Below are 15,709 nucleotides of genomic sequence, written 5' to 3' on the forward strand. Positions count from 1 at the left end.
GATTACGTGTTGAATCTTGAGCAATTAACCCCGCGTAAGATTGTAGAGCACTTGGACAAATACATCGTCGGGCAAGCACAAGCCAAGAAAGCCATAGCCGTGGCCTTGCGCAACCGTTATCGCCGCAGTCGCTTGCCGGAACAAATCATTGAGGAAGTCGTGCCGAAAAATATTTTGATGATCGGACCGACTGGTGTGGGTAAGACGGAAATCGCTCGTCGTATTGCCAAATTGACGGGGGCTCCCTTTATTAAGGTAGAAGCAACAAAATTTACAGAAGTGGGCTACGTAGGCAGAGACGTTGAGTCCATGGTTCGGGATTTAGTTGAAGCATCCATTCGCACCGTAAAACAGGAAAAGATGGAATCCGTAAAAGAAAAAGCGGAAAACCTGGCGAATGAAGCGATCGTAAACGTGCTTGTTCCAAGTCGCAAGCCTCAAAATTCGTTTAAAAATCCCCTGGAAATGTTCTTTGGCGGACAACAGCAACAACAAACATCCAATCATGACGCAGAAGACGCATCGATCGAGCAGCAGCGCAGACAAGTGGCTTGGCAATTGGCCAATGGACAGCTGGAAGAGCAGATGATCGAGATCGATGTGGAAGATCAGTCGCCTAACATGTTTGATATGTTCCAGGTTCCGGGTACAGAACAAATGGGGATGCAAATGCAGGATATGTTAGGTAGCCTGATGCCGAAACGAACGAAGAAACGAAAATTGCGAATAAAAGAAGCGCGAAAGGTATTAATTCAGCAAGAAGCGCAAAAACTGGTGGATATGGATGAAGTCACGCAGGAGTCCATTCGTCGAGCTGAGAATCATGGGATCATCTTCATTGACGAAATTGACAAGATCGCGGGAAAGGATGGACGTGGTCCAGACGTATCTCGTGAAGGCGTTCAGCGCGATATACTGCCAATCGTAGAAGGTTCGACCGTTATGACCAAGTACGGTCCGGTCAAGACTGACTACGTGCTGTTTATTGCAGCGGGTGCCTTTCACATGGCGAAACCATCTGATCTGATTCCGGAACTACAAGGACGCTTCCCCATCCGGGTTGAGCTGACCAGTCTGCGTGTAGAAGATTTTGTGCGAATTTTGACGGAGCCGAAAAATGCGCTGTTGAAACAGTACGTCGCACTCTTGGAAACGGAAGGTGTACGAGTAGAATTTACACCGGAAGCGATTCAAGAGCTGGCACGTCTTGCAGCAGAAGTCAACCAAAGCACAGATAACATCGGTGCGAGACGTCTACACACGATTTTGGAGAAGCTCTTAGAGGATCTATCCTTTGAAGCGCCTGACATCCACCTGGAAGTTGTTCAAATCACGCCTGAGTACGTCCAGCAAAAGCTGGGTACCATCGCGGGTAACAAGGATCTTAGCCGATATATCCTGTAAGATTGGAATAGCATCACCATACATTGGGAGGAAATAGAGATGGATCTACTGTCAAAAACTAGAAGAATTAACCGCATGTTGCAGAAGTCTGCTGGTCATGCCGTCAACTTCAACGAGATGGCGCAAGTATTGAGCGATGTGATTGAAGCAAATACGTTCGTAGTCAGCCGCAAAGGTAAACTGCTCGGTTTTGCTATCCATCAAGAAATGGACAATGCACGTATTCGTAAAATGCTGGAAGATCGTCGTTTTCCAGAAGACTACAGCCAAGGTTTGCTGAAAGTAGAAGAAACCTCTGCTAACCTGGATGTGGAGAGTCCGTACACCATTTTCCCAGTAGAAATGAAAGAAGTATTCCGCGCTGGTTGGACGACACTGGTTCCAATCATGGGTGGAGGCGATCGCTTGGGAACACTGATTCTGGGCCGCATTAACGATCAATTCGTAGATGATGACCTGATTTTGGCTGAAGTAGGGGCAACAGTGGTAGGGATGGAAATCTTGCGCGAGCGTTCTGAAGCGATTGAAGAAGAAGCGCGCAGCAAAGCTGTCGTACAAATGGCTATCGGTTCCCTCTCTTACAGTGAACTGGAAGCGGTTGAACATATTTTTGAAGAGCTCGAAGGTAAAGAAGGCTTGCTGGTTGCCTCCAAAATTGCAGACCGTGTGGGAATCACTCGCTCCGTGATTGTAAACGCGCTTCGTAAATTGGAAAGTGCGGGTGTCATTGAATCTCGTTCTCTCGGTATGAAGGGTACTTTCATTAAAGTATTGAATGAAAAACTGCTGCCAGAGTTGGAGAAGTTGAAAACCTCTTAAACACATATGGCTCAAAAGTTATAGTCTATTGAACAAAAGGTGTAGCTCTACTAGATGCTACACCTTTTTTCATGGGTAATTATACCTAATTCCAACAATTTCCGACAGAATCTTTAGAATCCAAAATACGAAAATATGAACATATTACCTTTCAAATATATGGGATTTTCCCATTTGTATTTGTCAAAAGTAGTAAAAAATCAGGAATTATCAGGGATTTAGTGCCATTGAATCATTTTGAAAATCGTCATGAAAAGGGGCTTTTTTCAGTATTACAGTTTTGCTATGATTGTTACGTATCTCAGATGTCGAATCTGGAAGAAATATAGCGTATCAGAGAAAATGAAATGGAAACAGATGGGGGAGTAAGAAACGATGCTGGGAAGTTATCACCTGCAGGTCCTGGAGCGATCGATGGATGCTGCGAACTTACGACACAGAACGATCGCGAACAATCTAGCGAACATAGATACCCCACAATTTAAAAGCCAGCAAGTCGTTTTCGAAGATTACCTGCAGCAGGAATTAAGTGGCACTCTTGGTGGGCAAACCCTGGAAGCCTATCGTACCAGCTCAAAGCACATTCCTTTTGCAAATGCGGGGAGCTTTGCTCGACCGCAAATCGTTTCTAATCCGAACAACAACGTGCAAAACAACGGGAACGATGTCGATATGGAATCCGAACAGACCGAGCTGGCGAAAAACTACATCTGGTATAGCGGTCTAACCCAATTAACAACAGGTTCACTGCAAAAAATACGAAGCGTAATTGACGGCGGAGGGAAATAGGTTATGAATCTCTTTCAGGGAATCAACACGAGTGCTTCAGCGCTAACAGCCAATCGGCTGCGCCTGGACACAGTGGCTTCCAACGTTGCAAACGCAGAGACAACAAGAGCAAACTTCGTGAATGGCGTATGGCAACCTTACAAACGCAAAATGGTAGAGCTTTCCCCCAAGTCGAGTGAGTCGTTCGATAATTTGCTGCAAGCAGCCGTGGGGAATATCGCCGGGAAGAATGGAGATAACGGCGTCAGAGTAACAGCGATCAAGGAAGACGAAACACCGTTTAAACGTGTGTTCGATCCCGAACATCCAGATGCCGACCAAGATGGGTACGTACTCATGCCGAATGTGGACATGATGAAGGAAATGGTAGATATGATTTCTGCTTCCCGATCGTACGAGGCGAATCTCACGGTATTGAATGTATCGAAAAGCATGATGATGAAAGCCTTGGAAATCAGGTAGAAGGGGAGCAAGTAATCGATGGATATTCAGTCACTTTCTCAAGTTAGTCCGATTCAGACGACAAGCGTGAACAAGCTGCAAACGCCAGCTCAGGTAACCAATGATTTCGGATCCTTCTTATCGGATGCGTTGAATCAAGTCAATCAAGCACAAGTAGATTCCGCCATTTTGGGTGACAAGTTTGCGGCTGGAGAAATTGAAAGTATTGATCAGGTTACGGTAGCGGGTTTAAAAGCTACCAACATGTTGCAGATGACCTTACAGGTACGTAACAAGGTGATCGAGTCCTATCAAGAAATCATGCGCATGTCGATATGATTTGTTGTTGGTATCCTGTGAGAGGTGAATCATGAACGAACGTATGGCAGTATTCAGAGAACAGCTTACGTCAAAATGGACGCAGTTTTCCAAAAAACAAAAATGGATGATCGCAGGAATCACGCTGTTTCTGCTCATCTCACTTGGTCTATACATATACATAGCTTCACAGCCGGTGTACACACCACTATACAACCAGCGACTGAGTGAACAAGAAATAGGAACCATCAAACAGGAATTAGAAAGCCAAAAAATTCCTTACCGAATTACGGGAAATGGAACAGGCATTGAGGTTCCAGAGAAAATGGCGCAGGATGTCATCGTGGATCTGGCCGCTCAGGGAATCCCGAGCGAAGCGGGGATCAATTCGGAGATTTTCTCCAATACGTTGGGGGTTACTGACCGACAGTTCGATGTCATGAAAAAAGAAGCCTTGCAACAAGAACTGCGCAAGATGCTGGAACGAGTGAAAGGTGTACGAGCTGCACAAGTCATGATTACCCTGCCGCAAGAGAGTGTCTGGGTAACGGAAACACCTGAAACAGCAACGGCTTCTGTCATCGTAGATGTAGAGCCAGGTACAACACTCGATCAAAAGCAAATTAACTCGCTGTATCTGCTCGTCTCGCGAAGTGTTCCCAAGCTCCCGATGGATGCAATCGCCATTACGGACCAATATTCCAATCCTTTAGAACGAGCGGAAGCAAATGAAAACGAAGGAACGCTCAGTGGTTTTAAACAGCAGGAACAGATTAAAGCAGAAGTAGAAAAAACCATGCAGCAAAACTTGTACAACCTGCTCGGCACGATCATGGGTAGAGACAAGGTGATTGTCCACACGTTTATCAAAATGAATTTTGATAAGGAAAATCGTGTAGAGAATCTGGTAGAAGCACCTGATAAAGAAAACAACGAAGGCCTTATTATTTCCTCGCAAAAATTATCCAAAACATTTTCCGGACAAGGCGCACCTCCGGGGGGAGTTGCAGGAACGGGAGCAAGTGCGGTTCCAAGCTATCCTGCTAGTACGCCAACAGGCAGCAATAGTGATTACGAAGAGTTGAATGATACCATTAACCGGGAAGTCAACCGGATTACCCGAAATGTAACCTTGAGTCCTTACAAAATCGAGGACGTCACGATTAACGTAGGTGTTGAGCCGCCAGCAGGTGGCACGTTGGATGATGCAACGGTCGAGAGCATCAAACAGGTTTTGCGAAATGTCGTTCGTGTGACCTTGAGCAATCAAGGTGTTGAATTGACACAAGAAGAGTTGGACAAGCATATTTCAGTCCTGCCACGTCAATTCTCTGGAAAAGTAGCTGTTGAAGACTCCAATTCTCTGAGCCCAGCTGTCCTTTGGACTGTCGGCGGTATTGCTGTATTGGCACTCGCAGCTGTTGCATTCCTCGTACTGCGCAGACGCAAACAGGCTAGACAGCAAGAGGAAGAAGTATCAGATCTCTTATCGCCTTCCCAACCTTCGGAAATCCCGGATCTGATTTACCAGGAAGATGGAGATCAAGTCGTCGTCAGGAAGCAGCTGGAAAAATTGGCGCGAAGCAAACCGGATGAGTTTGTTGTCCTGCTTCGTACATGGCTAGCAGAAGATTAAGGAGTGAAAGGTATGGCTCGCGGCGCAAAAGAGTTGACTGGACGACAGAAGGCGGCTATCCTTCTCATCTCACTCGGGCCGGAAATCTCCGCCCAGGTGTTTAAGCACTTGCGTGAAGATGAGATCGAGCAGCTGACATTGGAAATTGCCAATGTACGAAAAGTAGATACGGACGAAAAAGATAAAATCTTATCTGAATTTCATCAAATAGCAGTTGCAAAAGAAGTCATCGCGCAAGGCGGGATCACGTACGCCAAAGAAATTTTGCAAAAAGCGCTTGGCGAGACGAAAGCAATGGATATTATCAATCGCCTTACAGCCAACCTGCAAGTTAGACCGTTTGATTTTGCCAGAAAAGCAGACCCTGGTCAAATTCTAAATTTCATCCAGAATGAACATCCACAGACTATTGCTTTAGTGCTGTCATACTTGGAAGCTCAACAGGCTGCCATGATCTTGTCTGCATTACCACAAGAACGTCAGGCAGAGGTGGCAAAGCGTATTGCCATGATGGACAGTACATCTCCAGAAGTAATCGCACAAGTGGAGCAAGTACTGGAGCAAAAGCTATCCGCTACCGTTACTCAAGATTACACGCAGGCCGGCGGTATCGAAGCAATTGTTGCAGTTCTCAATGGTGTAGACCGAGGTACCGAGCGCACGATCCTGGATTCCTTGGAGATTCAAGATCCCGAGTTGGCAGAAGAAATCAAGAAGCGTATGTTCGTGTTCGAGGACATTGCTACTTTGGACAACCGTTCCATCCAACGGGTTATCCGGGATGTGGAAAACGCCGATCTCCAGCTTTCGCTCAAAGTGGCGAGCGAGGAAGTGCGGGAAGTCATTTTCCGGAACATGTCCAAACGGATGGCAGATACGTTCAAAGAAGAAATGGAATTCATGGGGCCCGTTCGACTTCGCGACGTCGAAGAAGCACAATCTCGTATCGTGGCCATTATCCGTCGCTTAGAGGAGGCTGGTGAGATCATCATCGCTCGCGGTGGAGGAGATGATATCATTGTCTAGGATCATCAAGGCCTCTTTTTATCAGCCTTCTGACGATTCTGTACTCCTTGCGGTAACGCCTGCACCCCTAAAGACGGAATCAGATCCAGAAAGGTTGCAAGAAAATCAAAAAATTTTAAATCAGGCTGAGGCAGAAGCGCAAATCATCATACAGGACGCGGAAGAAACAGCTCAAAAAATATTACAGCAAGCAGCAGAACAAGCGGAACAAGCGAAGCAGCAGGCCCTGGCTGAGATTGAGCAGTGGTGGGAGCAAAAAAGGATGGAGGCAGCGGCCTTATTCCAGGAAGTTCACGAGCAGGCGTCTCGTGAAGGGCATGACAGCGGATATGAAACGGGAAAGCAGATCGCACGCGAAGAAGAGACAGAAGCTGTCGAACAAGCTCGCAAGGTGCTAGAGCAAGCATTCTCCCAAAAGAAGCAGATTATCGCGGAGGCGGAACCGTTTTTAGTAGAGCTTAGCATGGAAGTTGCCAAGAAAGTCATTACGACCGAGCTTCAGCAGACGCCTGATCACGTGCTGGAGATAGCGAAAAAAGTTCTTCGCCGCTCTCGGGTTCACGGGCACATTACCGTTTGTGTAAACCACAAACACTTCGATTATTTGCAGGAGCATCGTGCACAAATGCTCGAGCTGCTGGATGGTCAAGCGGAATTGTCCGTCTATCCCGATTACACCGTTCAGGATGGTGGATGCGTGATTCGAACGCCACTCGGAAGTGTAGATGCACGAATCGATACCCAACTGACAGAGATCAAGCAGGCGCTGCTTGAGATTGCACGAGGAAGTGAAGCGCCATGAGTATTCTCGACTTATCGAAATACAGGCAAGCGCTTGTCGGAATCGATCCGATGCGAGTGAACGGAAAAGTGACACAAGTAGTCGGACTCACTATCGAGTCCCAAGGGCCAGAGGTAAAGCTCGGCGAAATCTGTCATTTGTATCCTAGCAATAGTCAGGAGCCCATTATCGCGGAGGTTGTAGGTTTTCGAGAAAACAAGGTACTGCTGATGCCGTTAGGGGAACTGACTGCGATTGGTCCAGGCTGTGATGTTGTTGCCACGGGTCGCTCATTGGAAGTGAAAGTAGGGCCAGAGATTCTGGGGTCGATCCTGGATGGTCTCGGACGTCCGTTTCAAGGCTCGCTGCCCTTTGGACTTTCAACGTACCCGACAAACAACATGCCGCCCAATCCCATTCTGCGTCCACGTATTAAGGAAGCACTCAGTGTAGGGGTCAGAGCGATCGACGGACTACTCACGATCGGGAAGGGTCAGCGTGTGGGGATCTTCGCAGGATCCGGTGTCGGGAAAAGTACCCTGATGGGAATGATTGCGAGAAACACAACAGCAGATATCAATGTCATCGGGCTGATTGGGGAACGTGGACGCGAGGTTATGGAGTTTATTGAACGAGACCTCGGGGAAGAAGGACTAAAGAAGTCGGTAGTGGTGGTAGCAACTTCTGATCAGCCTGCCATGATCCGGATCAAGGGAGCTATGATCGCAACGTCGATTGCAGAATACTTCCGGGACCGGGGCTTGAATGTCATGCTGATGATGGACTCTGTTACACGATTTGCCATGGCGCAGCGTGAAGTCGGGCTTGCGATCGGCGAGCCGCCGGCAACGCGGGGTTACACCCCTTCCGTTTTTGCCATGCTTCCCAAGCTGATGGAGCGGGCAGGAACAGCAGATCGCGGAAGCATTACCGCATTTTACACCGTTCTCGTAGATTCAGATGATATGAATGATCCGATAGCAGATGCTGCGCGCGGTATTTTGGATGGACACATCGTACTGGATCGTAAAATCGCACATAAAGGGCATTTTCCTGCGATTGATGTACTCGCCAGCGTAAGTCGGGTCATGACAGAGATCGTCAGTGACGACCATATGGAAGCTGCTAGACAGCTGAAAAGACATTTGGCTACCTACAGCGATGCGGAAGACTTGATCAATATCGGTGCGTACAAACCAGGAACCAATCGAGAAATCGATGCTGCCATACGCTACCGGGATATTATCCGCGATTTTACGGCACAGGGGACTCACGAGCCATCCACGATTCAGAGTGCCATCAAAGCATTGACCGCACATTTCGGAGGAGTGAACTAGCGTGAAAGTGTTTCAGTTTCATCTCCAAAAAGTTCTGGATCTGAAGGAAAAGGAGAAGGAGCAGGCGGAGTGGGCATTCGGAAAATCGGTTCAGCGGAAAAACGAGGAAGAAGGGAAGCTGTACCGACTGCATGAGCACCACGATGAAATGTCACTGCTTCTTCAGGAAGCACAGACGCAAACCTGCAGCGCTGCGCAGCTCATCGAGATTACGCATTACAAGCAAGCCGTTGAGCGCTCCATCACCAATCAGCAACGGACCTTGCATGGATGTGAGCAGGATGTAGAGCGCTGCCAGTCACGATTGACCGAGAGAATGAAAGAAACGCAGCTGTGGCAGCGTCTGCGAGAAAAATCCCTCATTCAATATATGGATGCGGAAAAGATGAGGGAGCAAAAAGAGTTGGATGAGATCGGCACCCAGCTCTATCTGCGGCGAAGCAACTGAGGGAGGTACCAGATGGAAGAAATCCAAGAAGAACGGGAGTACGGCAAGTGGGAATGGTTTTTTTACATGATTGTCATTCCTGCGCTGTTTGCTAGCCTCCTTGGCGGTGTGCTTCTCAGCTTGCTGGGGGTCAACGTGCTGGGGAATGTTCTCCATTGGGCCAAATCCGTACCGTACGTGGAAAAGCTAGTCCCGGACGAATATGCAGCGGCTCCCGGCTCTGATCCCAAAGAAGAGTTAACCAAGCAGGTTTCCACTCTGCAAACGGATCAGGTGAAAAGTCAGCAAGCTCTTTCTTCATTAAAGGAAGAAACAGCGAAGAAAGATTCGACAATCCAAGCATTGGAAAAGCAAGTCGATGATCTGAAAAAGATGATGGAAAGCAAACGTGCCACAGAAGAGGAACGTCAGCAGCAGTTTGCAGACTTGGCAAAAGTGTATACGACGATGTCTGCGAAAAATGCAGCAGCCATTATCGAAAACCTTAGCGTAGAGGAAGCAGTCACTGTGATGACCAAAATGAAGCCTGCGCAGCGGGCCGATATTTTGGCGAAGATGGAACCGAAGAAAGCGGCGGACATTTCCATCATGCTCAAAGATTCTGTAGTCAACAAGGACGCGGATATCGCAGCACTGCAAGAGAGAGTGCAAGTCCTGACACAAGCTTTGAGCGCTACCAAAAATGAGTCTTCGAATAACGCGGGGACAAAGGAATCATTGGTCAATTCATTTGCTCAAATGCCTCCGGCTGATTCAGCTGCTGTGATTCGCTCGCTCATGCAAACGAATAAATCGCGAGCCATTTCGATTTTGTCTGAGATGCCTGAGGATAAACGGGCACAAACACTTGCGGCGATTGCCCAGGAAGACAAGAAAAAAGATGACAATCTAGCAGCCCGCATTACTGAGGAGTTGCTTCGATAAGAGACAGGTTACACTGCTCGCTTATCGTTTCTATAGCAACAAACCAAATTAGGGGAGGTGAATGAGATGAATGTTGCAAGTGTAGCGACTCCTGTAGGAGCATCCGGTACAGTGACTGCGACGGCAGGTGCAGCTGCTGGAAGTGCAGGAATCGGTGAGCTGTTCTCCATGCAAATGGCACAGGCCTTGCAAAGCATGCCGTCAGCAGATGAGCTTGCATTGGCTCCTGAAGGCCTGAGTGAGGAAGACATGGATGCGCTGCAAGAGTTAATGGCGCTGCTCGCCCAAATGCTAGCTTCCGGTCAGCATTCCCAGGAAGAGCTCGAGCCGAAGCTGGAAGAAAAAGCAGGTGCGATTGATCAGCTTTTGCAAAAGGCACAAGGCCAACTGCCGCAAATTCCTGAGAACTGGAAGCAGCTGCTCGCGAAGCTGGCAGAAGGCGAACCAGCATCTGCTGAACTGGAGAAATTGACTGCTCTGCTGGCAGACCTGAAAGCTCAAAAAAGCGATCAGGATTCCGGGAAGAAAAGTCCGTTGCTCACTCGCTCTGATGTAGTTACGAGCAGTAACAACGCACAGCAGGATGTAAATAAAAACATCCAGCCATTGCGCTTCCATCAAGGTCTTTCTGCTTATAAGGCAGAAGCGGGTATTCAGTCTCAAACCGTACAGTCTGCTGCGCAAAGCTCCAACCTGACGAATCAGGAAGAAAATGAGGATGGCGGACTGCCGTTCACAACAGCACAAGGTCCGGTGACAACTGCAAACCAATTGCAATCGAACCAGACCATTGGGCAACCATCTGTACCTACGCATCATGTTCATGCCAATCAGTTAACCCAGCAAGTAACGCAAATTTTTGTGAAGCAAATGAAGCTGACACAAATGAATGGCGTTCATGAAGCGAAGCTGATCTTGAATCCGCAGTCTTTGGGACAAGTTGATGTAACGATTACCTCCCATAACGGGGTCATCACTGCTCACTTCTCTGCTGAGACCCAGGCAGGCAAAGATATGCTGGACAACCAGCTGTCACAATTGCGTGCAGCTTTGACTCAACAGGGATTGCAAGTAGACCGCTTGGAAGTGAATCAGCAGCAGGAAACAGCCTTTAACTTCCAGCAGCAACGAGAGCAGGCAAGACAACAGCAGAATAATAGCAACCAGCAGGATCAGCAGGAAGAGCAGGAATTCGCCTTAGATGCACTGGTAGACAACAATGAATCGACAGAATCGTTATGGAATCGCCTCCGTGAATCCGCACGAGGCATCGACGATATCGTCTAGGAATGGAATTAAGGAGGAAGCGCGATGAATCCCTTTCATGTATCGCAGACCTATTTCCCTCCGAAAACGAATCACGTCACCAAACCCACTGCCCAGATCGCTCAGGGAAGCGGCAAATCGTTTCAGCAGTTTTTGACGGAGTCGCTGGGGTCGCAAGCCAAAACGCAGCCCCTAGGCATTAGCCAGCACGCCGTTAATCGACTGAAGGAACGGGGGATAACGCTAGATGCCCCTCAAATGGAACGTCTGGAAACAGCCGTACAAAAGGCGGCTTCCAAAGGAGCCAAAGAATCTCTCATTCTGATGGATAATGTGGCCTACGTCGTGAGCATCGTAAATCGGAAGATCATTACCGCTGTCGACGATGGAAGCATGAAGGACAATGTGTTTACCAATATCGATAGTGCTATCTTCGTGTAGGGATGGCAGCAATGGGCTGGACCTCACGCGAGGAAGCCCAAAGGTTACTGACCGACTGAGGTAACCAAACTTACGTAGAGGAGGAAACAGATTATGCTTCGTTCCATGTACTCGGGTATTTCTGGCTTGCGTGGCTTCCAAACAAAAATGGACGTAATCGGAAATAACATCGCAAACGTGAATACCGTCGGCTTTAAAAAAGGCCGTGTTATGTTTCAAGATATTTTGAGCCAAAACATCCAGGGTGCGGGTGCACCAACGGATGACGGAAAAGGCGGAACCAACCCGACGCAAATTGGTCTGGGTGCTTCCATTGGCTCGATTGACACTGTATTTTCCGCTGGTAGCCCAATGACGACGAACCTCCCAACGGATTTGTCCATTGAGGGCGACGCGTTCTTCATGGTAAGCCCTGATGACGGTGCAACCATGTACTACACACGTGCGGGTAACTTCACGCGCGATGCGCAAGGGTTCCTGGTGAACTCCCAAGGCATGAAGCTGATGAGCTCCGATGGGGCAGCTATCCAGATCAGCCAAGCAGACGGAATCGTTTCCTATTCGATCGGGAAAGACGGCGTAATTACTACAGTGGACGATACAGGTGCTCTTGCTTCTGATAACACTGTCGGCCTGATGACGTTCAACAACCCAGGCGGTCTGAAGAAGGTTGGAAACTCCTTGTATGAGAACACTGTAAACGCAGGTGCTCGTGATGAGGATCCTATGACTCCTACAACTGCTACAGATGCACGAGTGAGTGTGATCGCAGGTCAGCTGGAAATGTCCAATGTGGATTTGTCTGAAGAGTTCACAGAGATGATCGTGGCACAGCGTGGCTTCCAAGCAAACTCGCGGATCATCACGACTTCTGACACGCTGTTGGAAGAACTGGTTAACCTGAAACGATAATTGGTTCTAGAGGATGAGTGAGGGAAGGAATCGTTCTTTCCCTCCTCCCTACCCGAAAGGAGCAGCCAATGATCAAATTAACTCGTTTTAACGGGAACACTTTTTATCTCAATATCACTCATATCGAGACGGTGGAGGCTACTCCCGATACGGTGATTACTCTGTTCAACGACAGGAAGTACATCGTCAAAGATTCGGCAGAGTCAATCGCTGAACGTGTCCAAGCCTTTTATCAAAACGTTCATCCGGTAAGCAGTGCGCCTAAAATGCCGGACGATGTAAATGAATAGCGGGAGGCTTTGCGATGTTTCAAAATCGGTTGTTTAACATGGCTCTAATCATTATCATCGCGATATCGCTTCTGGGAGTTATCTCTTTCGTGCTCTGGCAGACGTATCTCTCCCCAGCGGCACAAACGACTAGCGGAGCAGAGAAGCAATTAGAACCGTTGTCAGCAAAGGAAATGCAGGAGTACTCGGTGGATACAGGTGAAATTACAACGAACCTGCTGACGAATAATTACATGATTGTCCGCTTCACAATTACCGCAGACAATTCCGATGCCAAAGAGGAGCTGGAACAGCGCCTGCCGCAGATCAATCAGGTCATCATTAAAACATTGGCAGGTTTGAGTCCAGAAGATATCAAAGGCACTGAAGGCGTCAACAAGCTGGAAGCCAAAATTATGAATGAAATCAGCTCCCTGATGCAAGAAGGTAAAATCGTCCAAGTCGTGACGACCAAACGCGTCTTGTCCTAAGGAAGCGATGCAGGTATACATAGCAAGGAGGTGACGATATATGGCCGAGGTTCTCTCACAAAGTGAGATTGATGCCTTGTTGGCGGCACTCTCATCAGGAGAAATGGATGCCAACGAGCTGAAAAAAGAAGAGACTGAGCGCAAAGTAAAAGTATATGACTTTAAACGAGCTCTGCGTTTTTCCAAAGATCAAATCCGTGGCTTGACCCGGATTCATGAAAACTACGCGCGATTGTTGACGACGTATTTTTCCGCTCAGCTCCGTACCTTCGTGCAAATTACGGTTGCCTCCGTCGATCAATTGCCGTACGACGAGTTTATTCGTTCCATTCCCAAAATGACCATTCTCAACATCTTTGAAGCACCGCCGCTGGAAGGTCGTATGGTCCTGGAAGTGAACCCAAACATCGCTTATACCATGCTCGATCGTCTCCTTGGGGGGCAGGGCGCGATCCCGGAAAAAATGGGAGCTCTTACGGAAATTGAAACAACGGTGATGGAGCGTGTGTTTGGCAAAGCGCTAGATACATTCCACGAGGCATGGAAACAGATTATTGAACTGGATCCGTATCAGGAAGGACTTGAGATGAATCCGCAGTTCATGCAGATCGTCTCACCAAACGAGATTGTGGTGGTCATTTCGTTCAGTACCAAAATCGGCGATACCACAGGCATGATCAATCTTTGCTTGCCACACGTGGTACTCGAACCAATCATGACCAAGCTGTCTGGACAGTACTGGTTCTCGAAACAGAAAAAGACGCGTGATGAAGAAGAACGGTTGCGTGTTGAGGAACGTGTGAAGACTGCAAAGCTGCCGATTATCGCGGAGATGGGAACGGCTACGATTTCGGTACACGATTTCCTGCAGCTGCAGACGGGCGATGTGATTCAGTTGGATCAATCCTTGGATAGCAAGCTGAAGATCAAGATCGGCAATACGCTGAAATTCCTCGGACAGCCAGGAACGATGAAAGGGAAAGTGGCTGTTCAGATTGATGAAGTCATAGAGGAGGGGGAGGAACACAATGAGTAGAGACATGCTTTCTCAGGACGAGATTGACGCGCTGCTTCGCGCGAACAACTTGGTTGAGGATGAAGAGGAAGCGATTTCGGCTGTGACACAGGATGTTGCCGAATTTCTTTCCCCATTTGAACAGGACGCACTCGGGGAGATCGGAAATATTTCCTTCGGTAGTGCAGCGACAGCGCTATCCACTTTGCTGAGCCAGAAAGTGGATATCACAACCCCAACCGTTACGGTCGTCAACGTGAACGAGCTGGAAAGCGAATTCCCGATTCCTCATGTAGCTGTGCACGTGGAATATACAGACGGCTTTAAAGGAATAAACCTGTTGGTCATTCGCATGGAGGATGCAGCCGTCATCGCCGACTTGATGATGGGTGGAGAAGGACGACCTGACAATACGGATCTTTCCGAGCTCCACATCAGTGCGGTGCAAGAGGCAATGAACCAGATGATGGGCTCGGCAGCGACTTCGATGTCGACGATCTTTAATCAGTTCATCAATATTACTCCTCCTGGCATTGATGTGATGGATCTGGCGCAAGGAAAAGGTGGCGACAGCTTCAGCGAGGATGACAGCCCGCTAGTGAAAGTCTCTTTCCGCTTGAAAGTGGGCGAGCATGGAGAACTCATCGATTCAAACATTATGCAGCTCTTGCCACTGTCTTTTGCGAAAAAGATGATCGACAAACTAGTTGGCGGAACAGATGAAGAGGTAGCAGCGGCAGCGGCTGCGATCGAGATGCCAAGCGCACAGACGATTACACATGCTGCAGCAGCTGCGTCGATAGCAGCCGCTCCTGCTCAACCAGAGCCGGCCTATGTGCCTCCAGCAGCGCCACAGCAGCCTATGTATGAGCAGCCGCCAATGGGCTATGCACCACCACCGATGTACGCGCAACCAATGGGGTATCCAGGACAGCCGCCCGTATACCCGGATCCGTACGCACAGCACGCAGGATACGCGGCGTACCCGCCTGCTTATCCACCAACACCAGTAGCGCCGACACCTCAGCATTTTGGTAGCCCTGCTGCCAACCATGCAAACGTGAAACCAGCGCAGTTTGCGCCACTTGGAGGTGCCCCGATGGCATCGGGTGAAGAGCAAAATCTGAACCTGCTTCTCGATATTCCTCTGCAAGTGACAGTCGAACTCGGACGCACCAAGAAATTAATCAGAGAAATCCTTGACTTGTCCGCTGGATCAATTATACAGTTGGACAAGCTGGCAGGTGAGCATGTCGACATTTTGGTAAACAACAAGTTGATTGCCAAAGGGGAAGTTGTCGTTATTGACGAAAACTTCGGTGTTCGTGTCACAGATATCATCAGTCAGTTCGATCGTGTACAAAAATTACAATAACGAAATCAACAGTGAAG

18 protein-coding genes are annotated in these 15,709 nt (G+C 48.4%); all 18 read left to right on the forward strand.

Going from position 1 to position 15,709, the window contains the following annotated elements:
* Window positions 1-6 precede the first annotated feature (6 nt).
* The 18 genes from hslU to fliY all read left to right on the forward strand — a co-directional run bounded on the left by hslU (window position 7) and on the right by fliY (window position 15,692).
* Window positions 7-1,404, forward strand: coding sequence for an ATP-dependent protease ATPase subunit HslU (hslU, locus tag EDM59_RS02915; RefSeq protein ID WP_281274547.1), 1,398 nt, complete (start codon window positions 7-9; stop codon window positions 1,402-1,404).
* 39 nt (window positions 1,405-1,443) lie between these two features.
* Window positions 1,444-2,223: a GTP-sensing pleiotropic transcriptional regulator CodY gene (gene codY / locus EDM59_RS02920; protein ID WP_092266652.1), complete on the forward strand. Its 780-nt coding sequence runs from the start codon at window positions 1,444-1,446 to the stop codon at window positions 2,221-2,223.
* 375 nt (window positions 2,224-2,598) lie between these two features.
* Window positions 2,599-3,012, forward strand: a complete 414-nt coding sequence (gene flgB, locus EDM59_RS02925) for a flagellar basal body rod protein FlgB (RefSeq protein ID WP_122922262.1) — start codon at window positions 2,599-2,601, stop codon at window positions 3,010-3,012.
* Window positions 3,013-3,015: 3 nt separating this feature from the next.
* Complete coding sequence (gene flgC, locus EDM59_RS02930; protein WP_092266654.1) at window positions 3,016-3,474, forward strand: flagellar basal body rod protein FlgC; 459 nt, start codon at window positions 3,016-3,018, stop codon at window positions 3,472-3,474.
* Between the two features lie 18 nt (window positions 3,475-3,492).
* Window positions 3,493-3,792: a flagellar hook-basal body complex protein FliE gene (gene fliE, locus EDM59_RS02935; protein ID WP_122922263.1), complete on the forward strand. Its 300-nt coding sequence runs from the start codon at window positions 3,493-3,495 to the stop codon at window positions 3,790-3,792.
* Between the two features lie 31 nt (window positions 3,793-3,823).
* Window positions 3,824-5,407 carry a flagellar basal-body MS-ring/collar protein FliF gene (fliF, locus tag EDM59_RS02940; protein WP_122922264.1) on the forward strand — a complete coding sequence of 528 codons (1,584 nt, stop codon included), beginning with the start codon at window positions 3,824-3,826 and terminating at the stop codon, window positions 5,405-5,407.
* Window positions 5,408-5,419: 12 nt separating this feature from the next.
* Complete coding sequence (gene fliG, locus EDM59_RS02945; RefSeq protein WP_092266657.1) at window positions 5,420-6,433, forward strand: flagellar motor switch protein FliG; 1,014 nt, start codon at window positions 5,420-5,422, stop codon at window positions 6,431-6,433.
* Window positions 6,417-7,235 (forward strand): FliH/SctL family protein, encoded by an 819-nt coding sequence (locus EDM59_RS02950; protein ID WP_122922265.1) that lies wholly within the window; start codon window positions 6,417-6,419, stop codon window positions 7,233-7,235. Before fliG ends, EDM59_RS02950 begins: the two co-directional genes overlap by 17 nt.
* Window positions 7,232-8,551 (forward strand): flagellar protein export ATPase FliI, encoded by a 1,320-nt coding sequence (fliI, locus tag EDM59_RS02955; protein WP_122922266.1) that lies wholly within the window; start codon window positions 7,232-7,234, stop codon window positions 8,549-8,551. Before EDM59_RS02950 ends, fliI begins: the two co-directional genes overlap by 4 nt.
* Window position 8,552: 1 nt before the next feature.
* Window positions 8,553-8,999 carry a flagellar export protein FliJ gene (gene fliJ, locus EDM59_RS02960; protein ID WP_092266660.1) on the forward strand — a complete coding sequence of 149 codons (447 nt, stop codon included), beginning with the start codon at window positions 8,553-8,555 and terminating at the stop codon, window positions 8,997-8,999.
* A 12-nt stretch (window positions 9,000-9,011) separates the two neighbouring features.
* The gene (locus tag EDM59_RS02965; protein WP_122922267.1) at window positions 9,012-9,923 is read left to right on the forward strand and encodes a MotE family protein; all 912 of its coding nucleotides are present in this window, start codon (window positions 9,012-9,014) and stop codon (window positions 9,921-9,923) included.
* A gap of 66 nt (window positions 9,924-9,989) precedes the next feature.
* Window positions 9,990-11,210: a flagellar hook-length control protein FliK gene (locus EDM59_RS02970; protein WP_122922268.1), complete on the forward strand. Its 1,221-nt coding sequence runs from the start codon at window positions 9,990-9,992 to the stop codon at window positions 11,208-11,210.
* Between the two features lie 24 nt (window positions 11,211-11,234).
* Window positions 11,235-11,630: a TIGR02530 family flagellar biosynthesis protein gene (locus EDM59_RS02975; RefSeq protein WP_092266663.1), complete on the forward strand. Its 396-nt coding sequence runs from the start codon at window positions 11,235-11,237 to the stop codon at window positions 11,628-11,630.
* A gap of 93 nt (window positions 11,631-11,723) precedes the next feature.
* Window positions 11,724-12,542, forward strand: coding sequence for a flagellar basal body rod protein FlgG (gene flgG / locus EDM59_RS02980; RefSeq protein ID WP_122922269.1), 819 nt, complete (start codon window positions 11,724-11,726; stop codon window positions 12,540-12,542).
* A gap of 68 nt (window positions 12,543-12,610) precedes the next feature.
* Window positions 12,611-12,832 carry a flagellar FlbD family protein gene (locus tag EDM59_RS02985; RefSeq protein ID WP_092266665.1) on the forward strand — a complete coding sequence of 74 codons (222 nt, stop codon included), beginning with the start codon at window positions 12,611-12,613 and terminating at the stop codon, window positions 12,830-12,832.
* A gap of 14 nt (window positions 12,833-12,846) precedes the next feature.
* Window positions 12,847-13,302 (forward strand): flagellar basal body-associated FliL family protein, encoded by a 456-nt coding sequence (locus EDM59_RS02990; RefSeq protein ID WP_122922270.1) that lies wholly within the window; start codon window positions 12,847-12,849, stop codon window positions 13,300-13,302.
* Window positions 13,303-13,342: 40 nt separating this feature from the next.
* Window positions 13,343-14,338 (forward strand): flagellar motor switch protein FliM, encoded by a 996-nt coding sequence (gene fliM / locus EDM59_RS02995; protein ID WP_122922271.1) that lies wholly within the window; start codon window positions 13,343-13,345, stop codon window positions 14,336-14,338.
* Window positions 14,331-15,692 (forward strand): flagellar motor switch phosphatase FliY, encoded by a 1,362-nt coding sequence (fliY, locus tag EDM59_RS03000; RefSeq protein WP_122922272.1) that lies wholly within the window; start codon window positions 14,331-14,333, stop codon window positions 15,690-15,692. Before fliM ends, fliY begins: the two co-directional genes overlap by 8 nt.
* Window positions 15,693-15,709: the final 17 nt, after the last annotated feature.

The organism is Brevibacillus nitrificans (assembly GCF_003710965.1).
GTDB classification, from domain to species: domain Bacteria; phylum Bacillota; class Bacilli; order Brevibacillales; family Brevibacillaceae; genus Brevibacillus; species Brevibacillus centrosporus.

What these genes read in the sequence shown, in the direction of transcription:
- codY (WP_092266652.1), top strand. Translation starts at nt 1,444, where the DNA reads ATGGATCTACTGTCAAAAACTAGAAGAATTAACCGCATGTTGCAGAAG.
- flgB (WP_122922262.1), top strand. Translation starts at nt 2,599, where the DNA reads ATGCTGGGAAGTTATCACCTGCAGGTCCTGGAGCGATCGATGGATGCT.
- flgC (WP_092266654.1), top strand. Translation starts at nt 3,016, where the DNA reads ATGAATCTCTTTCAGGGAATCAACACGAGTGCTTCAGCGCTAACAGCC.
- fliE (WP_122922263.1), top strand. Translation starts at nt 3,493, where the DNA reads ATGGATATTCAGTCACTTTCTCAAGTTAGTCCGATTCAGACGACAAGC.
- fliF (WP_122922264.1), top strand. Translation starts at nt 3,824, where the DNA reads ATGAACGAACGTATGGCAGTATTCAGAGAACAGCTTACGTCAAAATGG.
- fliG (WP_092266657.1), top strand. Translation starts at nt 5,420, where the DNA reads ATGGCTCGCGGCGCAAAAGAGTTGACTGGACGACAGAAGGCGGCTATC.
- EDM59_RS02950 (WP_122922265.1), top strand. Translation starts at nt 6,417, where the DNA reads ATGATATCATTGTCTAGGATCATCAAGGCCTCTTTTTATCAGCCTTCT.
- fliI (WP_122922266.1), top strand. Translation starts at nt 7,232, where the DNA reads ATGAGTATTCTCGACTTATCGAAATACAGGCAAGCGCTTGTCGGAATC.
- EDM59_RS02965 (WP_122922267.1), top strand. Translation starts at nt 9,012, where the DNA reads ATGGAAGAAATCCAAGAAGAACGGGAGTACGGCAAGTGGGAATGGTTT.
- EDM59_RS02970 (WP_122922268.1), top strand. Translation starts at nt 9,990, where the DNA reads ATGAATGTTGCAAGTGTAGCGACTCCTGTAGGAGCATCCGGTACAGTG.
- EDM59_RS02975 (WP_092266663.1), top strand. Translation starts at nt 11,235, where the DNA reads ATGAATCCCTTTCATGTATCGCAGACCTATTTCCCTCCGAAAACGAAT.
- flgG (WP_122922269.1), top strand. Translation starts at nt 11,724, where the DNA reads ATGCTTCGTTCCATGTACTCGGGTATTTCTGGCTTGCGTGGCTTCCAA.
- EDM59_RS02985 (WP_092266665.1), top strand. Translation starts at nt 12,611, where the DNA reads ATGATCAAATTAACTCGTTTTAACGGGAACACTTTTTATCTCAATATC.
- EDM59_RS02990 (WP_122922270.1), top strand. Translation starts at nt 12,847, where the DNA reads ATGTTTCAAAATCGGTTGTTTAACATGGCTCTAATCATTATCATCGCG.
- fliM (WP_122922271.1), top strand. Translation starts at nt 13,343, where the DNA reads ATGGCCGAGGTTCTCTCACAAAGTGAGATTGATGCCTTGTTGGCGGCA.
- fliY (WP_122922272.1), top strand. Translation starts at nt 14,331, where the DNA reads ATGAGTAGAGACATGCTTTCTCAGGACGAGATTGACGCGCTGCTTCGC.